Source organism: Okeania sp. SIO2C2, assembly GCF_010692625.1.
Taxonomy (GTDB): domain Bacteria; phylum Cyanobacteriota; class Cyanobacteriia; order Cyanobacteriales; family Microcoleaceae; genus Okeania; species Okeania hirsuta.
Window position 1 is genome coordinate 20,575 of sequence record NZ_JAAHGM010000076.1, and the last position, 9,671, is coordinate 30,245.

Annotated in this window: 10 protein-coding genes; 8 read left to right on the top strand and 2 right to left on the bottom strand. The window is 36.9% G+C overall.

Features of this window, described 5'->3' with window-relative positions; translation table 11 throughout:
• Positions 1–516 precede the first annotated feature (516 nt).
• From F6K18_RS31700 to F6K18_RS31735, 8 genes are all read left to right on the top strand, one after another.
• Complete coding sequence (locus F6K18_RS31700; RefSeq protein WP_287526885.1) at positions 517–936, top strand: DUF262 domain-containing protein; 420 nt, start codon at positions 517–519, stop codon at positions 934–936.
• A 242-nt stretch (positions 937–1,178) separates the two neighbouring features.
• Positions 1,179–1,472 carry a hypothetical protein gene (locus F6K18_RS31705; RefSeq protein WP_287526888.1) on the top strand — a complete coding sequence of 98 codons (294 nt, stop codon included), beginning with the start codon at positions 1,179–1,181 and terminating at the stop codon, positions 1,470–1,472.
• A gap of 57 nt (positions 1,473–1,529) precedes the next feature.
• The gene (locus F6K18_RS31710) at positions 1,530–2,375 is read left to right on the top strand and encodes an HNH endonuclease family protein (RefSeq protein ID WP_287526891.1); all 846 of its coding nucleotides are present in this window, start codon (positions 1,530–1,532) and stop codon (positions 2,373–2,375) included.
• A 294-nt stretch (positions 2,376–2,669) separates the two neighbouring features.
• On the top strand, positions 2,670–2,924 hold the full coding sequence (locus F6K18_RS31715) for a UPF0175 family protein (protein ID WP_287526894.1): 255 nt from the start codon (positions 2,670–2,672) through the stop codon (positions 2,922–2,924).
• Positions 2,917–3,420, top strand: coding sequence for a DUF3368 domain-containing protein (locus tag F6K18_RS31720; RefSeq protein WP_287526897.1), 504 nt, complete (start codon positions 2,917–2,919; stop codon positions 3,418–3,420). The genes F6K18_RS31715 and F6K18_RS31720 overlap by 8 nt, the downstream gene beginning before the upstream one ends.
• A 200-nt stretch (positions 3,421–3,620) precedes the next feature.
• Positions 3,621–4,076 carry a hypothetical protein gene (locus tag F6K18_RS31725; protein WP_287526899.1) on the top strand — a complete coding sequence of 152 codons (456 nt, stop codon included), beginning with the start codon at positions 3,621–3,623 and terminating at the stop codon, positions 4,074–4,076.
• Positions 4,077–4,256: 180 nt separating this feature from the next.
• Positions 4,257–4,562: a hypothetical protein gene (locus tag F6K18_RS31730; RefSeq protein WP_287526901.1), complete on the top strand. Its 306-nt coding sequence runs from the start codon at positions 4,257–4,259 to the stop codon at positions 4,560–4,562.
• Between the two features lie 453 nt (positions 4,563–5,015).
• A complete protein-coding gene (locus F6K18_RS31735; RefSeq protein WP_287526903.1) occupies positions 5,016–5,234 on the top strand; it encodes a hypothetical protein in 219 nt (72 codons plus the stop codon).
• A 507-nt stretch (positions 5,235–5,741) separates the two neighbouring features.
• Here F6K18_RS31735 and F6K18_RS31740 read toward each other — a convergent pair.
• A complete protein-coding gene (locus tag F6K18_RS31740; protein ID WP_287526904.1) occupies positions 5,742–9,263 on the bottom strand; it encodes a choice-of-anchor I family protein in 3,522 nt (1,173 codons plus the stop codon).
• 216 nt (positions 9,264–9,479) lie between these two features.
• Positions 9,480–9,671 (bottom strand): hypothetical protein (locus F6K18_RS31745; RefSeq protein ID WP_287526906.1); only part of this gene is annotated, 192 nt, incomplete at its 5' end.

Sequence of the window (9,671 nt, forward strand, 5' to 3'; positions counted from 1 at the left end):
TTAATCAAACAATACCAGCAAATTATACATAACAAGAAAAAGAGCTTTGGGAAGTTAGATACCTAAACCCGACCGACATTCTATTTTTCTAGTACTTATGAAAATCTTTAAGTAGACCCTCGGAGAAAATATAGGAGAAGATTTATAGTTGAAGAAAGAAGAAAGAAGAAAAAATGGATGGGGATTATACCATTTCTCAAAAACTTTTCTACATTTTGTTGAGCAGAGGAGTAGGGGAGTAGGTAGGGACGTTGCATGCAACGTCCGTACAGGGAGAAGTAAAAAATAAGAATAATTAACATTAAACTGAACTGCTAATTAGCAAAAAAGTTATTCGATCTATGTTAATTACTTAATAACTGAAGTTGCCCCCAAGTATAGCGTTACTTTTGGGAATTGGTATTAAACAAAAAATAAAAAGATCAAAACATATCAACTAGATTTTCTTGCTAATTTTTATGCTTCATAGTAAGATTTACAAATAAATTTATCTATCTCATCTGGTTGAAATTAGATATGAAAGCCAACGAAGTTAATCTCCATAGATTTCTCTCTCAAAATGATACACAATTTGTTATTCCAATTTATCAAATAAATTATGATTGGGGTTCTGCTCAATGTAAACAACTGTTAGATGATATTTTTGAACTTGGCGAAAAAGAAAAACTAAATGCTCACTTTATTGGAAGCATTGTTTATATACATGATGATATTTATTCAGTTTCAGGAATCAGGGAACTAACTATTATTGATGGGCAACAACGTTTAACCACTGTCACTTTAATTTATTTAGTTCTTTACAGATTAGCAAAAGAATTGCACAAGGAAGCTTTAGCTAATCGGATAAATAAGACATACCTAATTAATGAATTTGCTCAGGATGAAGAAAAATTAAAATTAAGACCAACAGAAAATAATGAGAAAATTTTAAAATAATTATTAGATACTGACAATCAAGAAGAATACTTAGACTTCTCACGGTTAGTTGATAATTTTAACTACTTTCGCTCTAGAATATCTGAAGAAAACTATGAAATTATACAGACAGGATTGAATAAATTAATGTTTGTGGAAATATCTCTAGAAAGGGGAAAAGACGACCCCAAAGAATATTTGAAAGTCTGAATTCCACAGGTCTTGAATTATCTCAATCAGATTTAATCAGAAACTATATATTAATGGGTATTAAAACTAAATCGCAAGAAAAGATTTACAGAAATAATTGGGAATATATTGAAAAATTTGCCAGAGATGAATCCAAAAATTCTAGTAAAGTTTCTGACTACATTCGAGATTATTTAACCCTTAAAAATAAGAAAATTCCCAACAAAAATAAAGTTGATCAAGAGTTTAAATTAAAATACCCAATATCAACAACCGTTGAATATGTAGAAAATAATCTGAAGCCTATCAAAAAATTTGCCAAATACTATCACAAGTTAGTAAATCCTATTCATGAACAAGATCGATAAATTAGATTACAATTAGAATATATTAATCGCTTAGAAATTAATGTTACTTATCCATTTATGTTGAAAGTATATGATGACTATTTCAGCCGTTTAATATCTAAACAAACATTTGTTGATGTATTAGAATTAATTCAATCATTTACATGGAGAAGATTTATTGTTGGATTAGCACCTAATTCACTTAATAAAATTTTTATGCGCCTTTATGAAGACGTCAATCCAGGAGATTATTTAACTTCTATTCAATCAGCCTTGATTAATAAAAAAGGCAACCAAAGATTTCCTAGAAATCATGAAGTAATAAATGCTCTTCGAGAAAAAGATATGTATGGCATCAAGGCAAAAAATAGAATTTATTGCTTAGAGCGATTAGAAAATTATCAAAATAAAGAACCTGTCAAAATTGAAGAAAATAATGACATTACTATAGAACATATATTTCCTCAAAATCCTGACCCACAGTGGGAAGCAGAATTAGGAACGGAAGAATTTAATTCGATTCAAGATAATTATTTGAATATTATTGCTAATTTAACTCTTTCTGGCAATAATGGTAAGTTAGGAAATAAAACATTTACTTCTAAAAGAGATATGAATATAGATGGCAAAGAGCAAGGTTATAAATATAGTAGACTTTGGTTGAATCGCTATTTAAGCGAAATAGATAAATGGGGAAAAGAAGAAATTGAAGAGAGATTAAACATAATCGCTGAAAGATTTTTGCAAGTATGGTCATTTCCAGAAATTAAAACTAAAACTGAAATATATTTTAATGAGGTTAGTATTTTTGATGCCGAAGAACCTACTGGTAAAAAGTTAGAGTACGCTATCTTTTTTGATAATAAAATAGAAATATCAGAAGTCAGTAAACTATACTTAGAAGTGATGAAACAATTGTTTTAAATACAACCTCAAACATTCTTTACTTCCGATTTAAAGGAAAAGCTAAATATTACAAAAGACTCCAGCCAGTGCAGACAAGCTGCTCCTATTAATGAGACCTATTTCATAGAAGCGCATCTAGACAGTAAGAAAAAAATTGAGAGGATAAAAAAAGCTTTAACTGTTTTTGATTGTGAGGAGGAACTAATCATTAAATATAAAATTTAAACTCATTAGGAAAGAATTCATCTCTAAAATTCACAATAAAATGTCGGTCAAGATTTAGAAGTTTTATTTTTTGATGAAGGTGATTAAATGTCTTTACAACTAATTATCAACTACCCCGAAACATTTCCCGATGCTTTAGGTAAAACCAAAGAACAATTTGAACAAGAGGCTAAATGGGCAATGGCAGTCAAATTATACGAGCTTAAACAACTTTCATCAGGGATGGCAGCAGCATTAATAGGGGTAGATAGAGTCACATTTTTACTAAAATTAAACGATTATGAAGTACCAATAATTGACCTTAGTGAAGCTGAATTATTATCTGACTTAAACAATGCCTAATCCCCAAAAAATTGTTATTAATACTTCTCCTTTAATTGCTCTTATTGCTGCTGTGAATGACTTAACAATTTTACAGTCACTTTATAGCGAAGTTCATGTACCTCTTGAAGTTTGCCAAGAAATATTAGCTGGGGGAACAAATAATTTTGCTGTTGCAGAATTTCAAGCTGATACTTGGCTACAAAAATCATCATCTATACTAAATATTTCTCCCCTACTTCTTAACTCTCTCGACCGAGGAGAAGCGTCAGTAATTCAACTTGCTTTAAATGAAAATATTGAGACAGTTTGTATTGATGAAATAGTAGGCAGAAGAATTGCCAGACTAAGCGGTCTTTCTGTTACAGGTTCCATTGGTATTTTGCTCCGAGCTAAACAGAAAGGCTACCCTTTATCAATAAAAACTGCTATTCAAAAAATGCTTAACCGGAATATTCGTTTAAGTGAAACAGTCATTAATTTTGCTCTCAAACAAGCAGGAGAAAATCCAGAGTAGAAAACCCAAAAAATTATGTAAAAATAGAATTAGAGTAGGTTGGATTTCGGTTCTTTAACCCAAAATTCAAGATATATAGCCAACAAATAATTAGATAAGAATATAATCAGTTATTGTTGGGTTGCGCGTTGGCGGAGCCTAGCGGCAGCTATATCGCTTAACTCAACCTACAAAAAATAATCTCTACAATTCACAATAAAATGACAGAAATAACAGCTAATTATGATGAACCGTGGAAAGCGGCAATTTCTGAATATTTTGAATCTTTCCTCAGCTTATTTTATCCAGAAATTCATGTATCTATTAACTGGCAAAAAAAACCAGTTTATCTAGATAAAGAATTAGAACAAATTACAGCCTCGGCAACAACAGAAAAACGTTATGCCGATAAATTATTTCAAGCTTGGTTATTGGACGATCGAGAAATCTGGATTTTGATTCATATTGAAGTGCAAAGTCAGTATGACCGAGAATTTAGCCAGCGAATGTTTATCTATAACTATCGAGCTTTTGACCTTTACCATAAACCAGTAATTAGTTTAGCTATACTGGGAGATGAAAACCCATCTTGGCGACCAAATTTCTATGAATATGGTTTAGGAAACAGTCAAATGAGATTGGATTTTGCCATAGTCAAACTATTAGATTATCAATGAGAGGAATTAGAATCGAATAATAATCCATTTGCTATGATAGTAATGGCACATTTGAAAACTAAGAGTACCACAAGTAACCTTACAGAAAGAGAGCAATGGAAATAAGAATTAGTTAGAAGTTTATACGAAAAGGGTTTAACCAAGCTCGATATTATCAATTTGTTTAAATTCATTGATAAAATGATGACATTACCCCCAGAATTAGAATCAAGCTTTCAAAGCAAAATTAATCAATATGAGGAGGAACAAAGAGTGGAATTTTTAAACACTATCGAAGAATTGGCTATAGAAAGAGGTCAAAAAAGAGGTCAAGAAATAGGTCAAGAAATAGGAGCAAAAGCAACTTGCAGACAAAATATTCTTGATTTGCTGGAAAAACGCTTTAATAGTTTGCCAGAAACTCTGGTAAAAGCTGTTAATGAAATTAATGACTTATATCATGTTCCCCCTCCGGGGGAGCTACGAATTGCGGTTGAATACTTATAAATGACTGTTGTGAGTCCTCAGGAGTCAGTCCTCAGGAGTCAGGAGGAAATATTGGAGAAAAAGAACAAATATTCGTATTGGGGGTATTGATAATTTAAGTATTTGTTTGGTACTGTCGATACCCGGAGTCCTTAAATTTTATTATAACTGACCCGTCCGAACATGATATTAGCTTTGCTAAAACGGTTACTTGTAGAAACAATTACTGTTAGTTCAGTTGCAGAGTTTGAGGAATTAATTACAGATGACTCATTTCGGGAAAATTAGCATAATTCCTGTTTCTCATTATCGAAATAGATAACAATTAAAAGTAGAGTAGGTTGGGTTCAGGAACGTTAGCGCCAGCTTATCCGTAGGATCGACCCAACATCAAGATATCAGGACTTACGCAAATTGACTTTTAAACCACCATCTGTAGGGGGAAATAGTATTATTTCTCGCTATATGTAGAATATGTGCGTCAGTAGTCCTGATATATCGCAAACAATAATTAGGGTTTGCGCTCAAAAGTCTTTTAGTAGGGGTAAGAGACAACCCACCCCTAACCTCTCCCAGGAGGGGAAGACAGGAGAAATAGGAATGAGCGAGGATGTAGGAGTAACAATTGTCAGAATGATTTTTTTGCCCAACTATGCGCCTAAAATACGCTCCTTTTTGAGCATCAAGAGCTGAAAACCAGGCACTTTTTTTGAAAGAAAAAAAAAGAGTAAAGTCTTTAGATGTAAATGCTTTGAGATTTAATCAGCAAACAATAATTAGACCATAATATCATCAGTTATTGTTGGGTTGCGCGATAGAACATCCGTTCCGCTCCGCGATCGCTTAACCCAATCTACAAAAACTAAATCGAAACAGATAACAATTAAAAGTAGAGTAGGTTGGGTTGAGGAACTTTAGCACTAGCTTATCCGTAGGATAAACCCAACATCCAGATATATCCCAAACAAATAATTATAGCAATGAGCGCTGGTATATTTACAAATTGTAGTAGGGGCAAAAGAGCTAGAAGTCTTATATGATTCCTACGGAATGCTTGCGCAAACGGCAATTTATTCCCCCTGTTCCCAGTTAAGTGTTCCCTGTTCCCTGCGCACAGCGCTATAGATAATAGTATCATCAGTTATTTTTGGATTGCACCATCGCTTAACCCAACCTACAAAGACTAACTAAATAGAAATATTATCTAATTACGAAATTCTCTGCTGATACATTTGGAGTACCAGTCAAAGTTGCAAACTGACTGCCATCTCCAAAACCACTATCGCTGCCATTAGCATTATAGAATAAAGCACCATTACTAGAATTGTAGACGATAATAGCTTCACTACTAGCAGCATCACCATTGCTTTCTACCGTGGCAAACTCATCCCCAATATCTTCACCCGAAGTAGTAGTAATTTCTGTGAAAGTTGTTAAGTCAAGTAGAATTAAATCTAAGTCTGAGTCGAAGTCTGTAATTTCATCCACCCCTAAACTCACCTGACTAAACTCATCATTGGCAGCAAAAATAAAGCGGTCGATACTTGCACCACCAGTGAGAATATCATTACCTTCACCACCATTGAGACGATCGCGACCTTGACCACCACTGAGATTATCTTCTCCACTACCTCCTAATATCCGGTCATTACCAATACGACCGATTAAGTTATCATCTCCATTACCGCCAAAGATGGTATCGTTTTCCAAACCACCATTAACGCGGTCATCACCATCACCACCACTAACGCGGTCGTTACCACGGTTGCCATTAATATCATCGTTACCAGCAGAACCACTAATAGTATCGCTGCCACCAAGGCCACTGAGAGTATCATTACCAGCAAGACCATCAATGTTGTCGTCACCCGTACCACCTTCGAGGCTATCATCACCTGGAGTTCCTGGAATATCCTGGTTTGGGCTAAATTCATAAACAGTAGTAGTACCACTAATTTCATTAGCAACTACTAATAACGCCTCCCCATTCGGACTATCTTCTGGGGAAATAAACACAAGTCCTTCCGGTGCTAAATCTCCTACTGCTAACAACTGTTCTGGGGTAGGGTCTGGATCTCCATCTGCATCAACATCAAATTCAACGGAGAAGTCGCGGTTATTAATATATTGCACAAAATCGGGACTGCTGGGGTTGCTGATATCATAAACCATAATGCCCCCTGTACGTTCCAAACCAAGAAAAGTATAGGTTTTATCGCCTAAAACTCCTGTAGTTATAGCTTCGGGTTCAGGACCACTATTGTCGCTACGATCGTCAAAAGTATTTTCATCTCGGTTTGAGTTGAAGTTCTCTGGGAACTGTGCTGCAGTTATTTGTTCAAGACTATCCCCACTGTTGAATATTTGGTTGCCCGCAGCATCCCAAATGCTGAAAGACCGACCGCCAGAGGTGAAAATTTTGTCGAAGTCCCCATCACCATCAAGATCGCCGTTTTGATTTGTTACTGTTAGACGACCTAAAGCAGCATCATCTTCTAGTGCAGCAACGTCAAAAACACCGGGGTCGAGTACATATTCCTCATCTCCTACCCGCGCTGCTTCGTCAAGAGCATCAAACTCCCTGTCATCTCCTTCATCTGCTGTGACATAATAGGTCTCACCTTCTATCACAAAGGAAGCAATACTATCTGGCTGCAATAACCCAAAAACAGGCCAGTTACCTAAATTAATGCCATCATCGCGATCGCTAGGGTCAATTTGATTACTTTCTGAGAAATCAATTACACCTAGAACTACTGGCACTGGGTCGGAATTAAGGGGTAGAGTACCATCACCAGGAATTTGTTCATCTAAGAGACCAAAGTCATTGTCGTTGAGTACCGCTAATCGGAATTCTCCATCATCTGATTCTGGTAATAATGCCAGACCTTCTACTTTGTCTCCGGCGATATAACCAATTGAAGGTAAGTTTGTTACTTTAGTTTTATTAACTGCTTGAATTTCTAATGCTGCTAAGTCATCTGCGGTTAATTGTTCTAGAGTTGTGTCTTCTGGTAATTCTGGCGCATCGTCAGCAAGTAAGTTAGTTGCACCTTTGAGGTCAATTTCAAAAATAAACTTTTTGCCTGTAGCAGTAACCGAGGAATCTCTTTCTAGAACTAAGAATTTACCATCTTCAGTATAGACAGCATCTCCCATTTTATCAACTAATAGTGTACCGTTGTCTGGGTCTACAGTTGGTTTTTCTAGGAGGTAGACATATTCTGCTACAGGTTCCCCAGTTTCTGGGTCGATACCTAACATCCGAATAACACTGGAGTTGTCAGATGCAGTGCGATCAGGATTTGCTAGAGGTGTTTGAATAAAGCTGTAGAGAATATCTTCATCTGTATCCAGCGCAATAGCTTCAAAACCACGGTTGCGACGACGGTTAGAATATTCTGCGGGTAGGGTTTCTGTGCCAAAGGTTCCCTCTGCTGCTTCTGCTAGTGCTGCTGTTCCTTCGGGTACAAAGCGGTCGATGAGTGACCCATCAACATCAAAGTGATAGATGGCGGGGCGATATTCATCTACAGTCCAGTATGTACCATCATCATTAATAACAATACCTTCGAGGTCTGCACCAAAGGGGTCATAGTCTAGAAGGTTGCCAAATAGGTCTACTGGTTCTTCGTCTATTTCAGGAATGTTAGGTAAACCTGTGATGGGAGTTGTACCGTCTTGCCTATTTAGGAGAATTTCTTCAGTAATTTCAATATCGCCACTGCCTTCATCTAATGTAAAGCGAACAATTCTAGCTTGATAGTCTGGCAGGGCAAATGGTCTTTCGTTATCGCCGTCATTATCTACGTCTGTGGGTGCGCCATTTGGTCCGCGGTCGGGTACGGTGACAAATTGTAGGTTGCCGTCATCGTCTGTACCTTCATACCATAGTCCAGATAAACCACCCAGGAGAATATCATCACCTCCTTCGGTTGTACCTAAAACTGGCAGGTCGGAAAATTCAAATTGTGTCAGGGAGGGAAGACCGCGACTGTAGTCTTTTGCTCCCAATGGCAGAACATCTACAATGTTGGCATTTTCAATATTTACCACTGCTACAGCATTATTTTCTTGCAGAGTGACAAATGCTCTGGTGTCGTTACCATCTACAGCAATAAATTCTGGTTCGAGGTCTTGAGCTGCATTTGACCCAGGACCGTAGATCCGAACGCCTTTGTTACGCAATTCTTCTTCCCGACCAATGAAAGCAGAAAAATCAGCGGTAGAGACATCTGCCTGAGTTAAATTTTCTACTCCACCTGAAATGTCGATAATACTAACAGAACCTTCTGGGTCGTTGCTGTAGTCGTCGTTGGGTTCTCCTTCATTTGCTACTAATACCTTTGTGCCATCGGAGGTAAAGGTGAGCATATCTGGTAATGCACCCACAGTTACTTGGTTGAGAGTATTCCCATCTGCATTGAAGAAGGCAACGGTGCCTGGGTCTTGTTTGACATCAGCTTCGATCGCTACTGCTACGATGCCATTTTGATTAACTGCAACACTGTTGGCAATTGCGCCAAAGGAGGAAACATCAATTTGATCTATTAAATTGGGGTTGGTGAGATTGCTAATATCTAGTACATCAATATCTGCTTCATTTGCCTTGACAACAAACACTCTTTGTGTATTGGGGTCGTAAGCTGGAATTTCGGCAGCACTCTCATCAAATATGCCTGTTTCATAAGTACCTAATGGTTTGAGTTGTGGGTCAGTCATTAATCTTCCTAGTTGTATATATGTTTAATGGATCGATTGTATATTAACAGTTTCACTTTAAGATAAGTTTAAATAGTCTTAAAGAAGGCAGAAGGCAGCTATGCTGAAGGCAGAAGGGAAAGAAAAGTTTAAAGGGATAAGGTTTTTGATCACTAATCATCCGGACATGATATTATATCAAATCCGTTTAATTCGGTATAAAAAAATGTTCCATCTTCAACCATTACCAAATATTTCTTGATCTCCCCATCTCCCCATCTCCCCATCTCCCCATCTCCCCATCTCCCCATCTCCCCATCTCCCCATCTCCCCATCTCCCCATCTCCCCATCCCCCCATCTCCCCATCTCCCCATCTCCCCATCTCCCCATCCCCCCATCTCCCCATCTCCCCCTCTCCCCATCTCCCC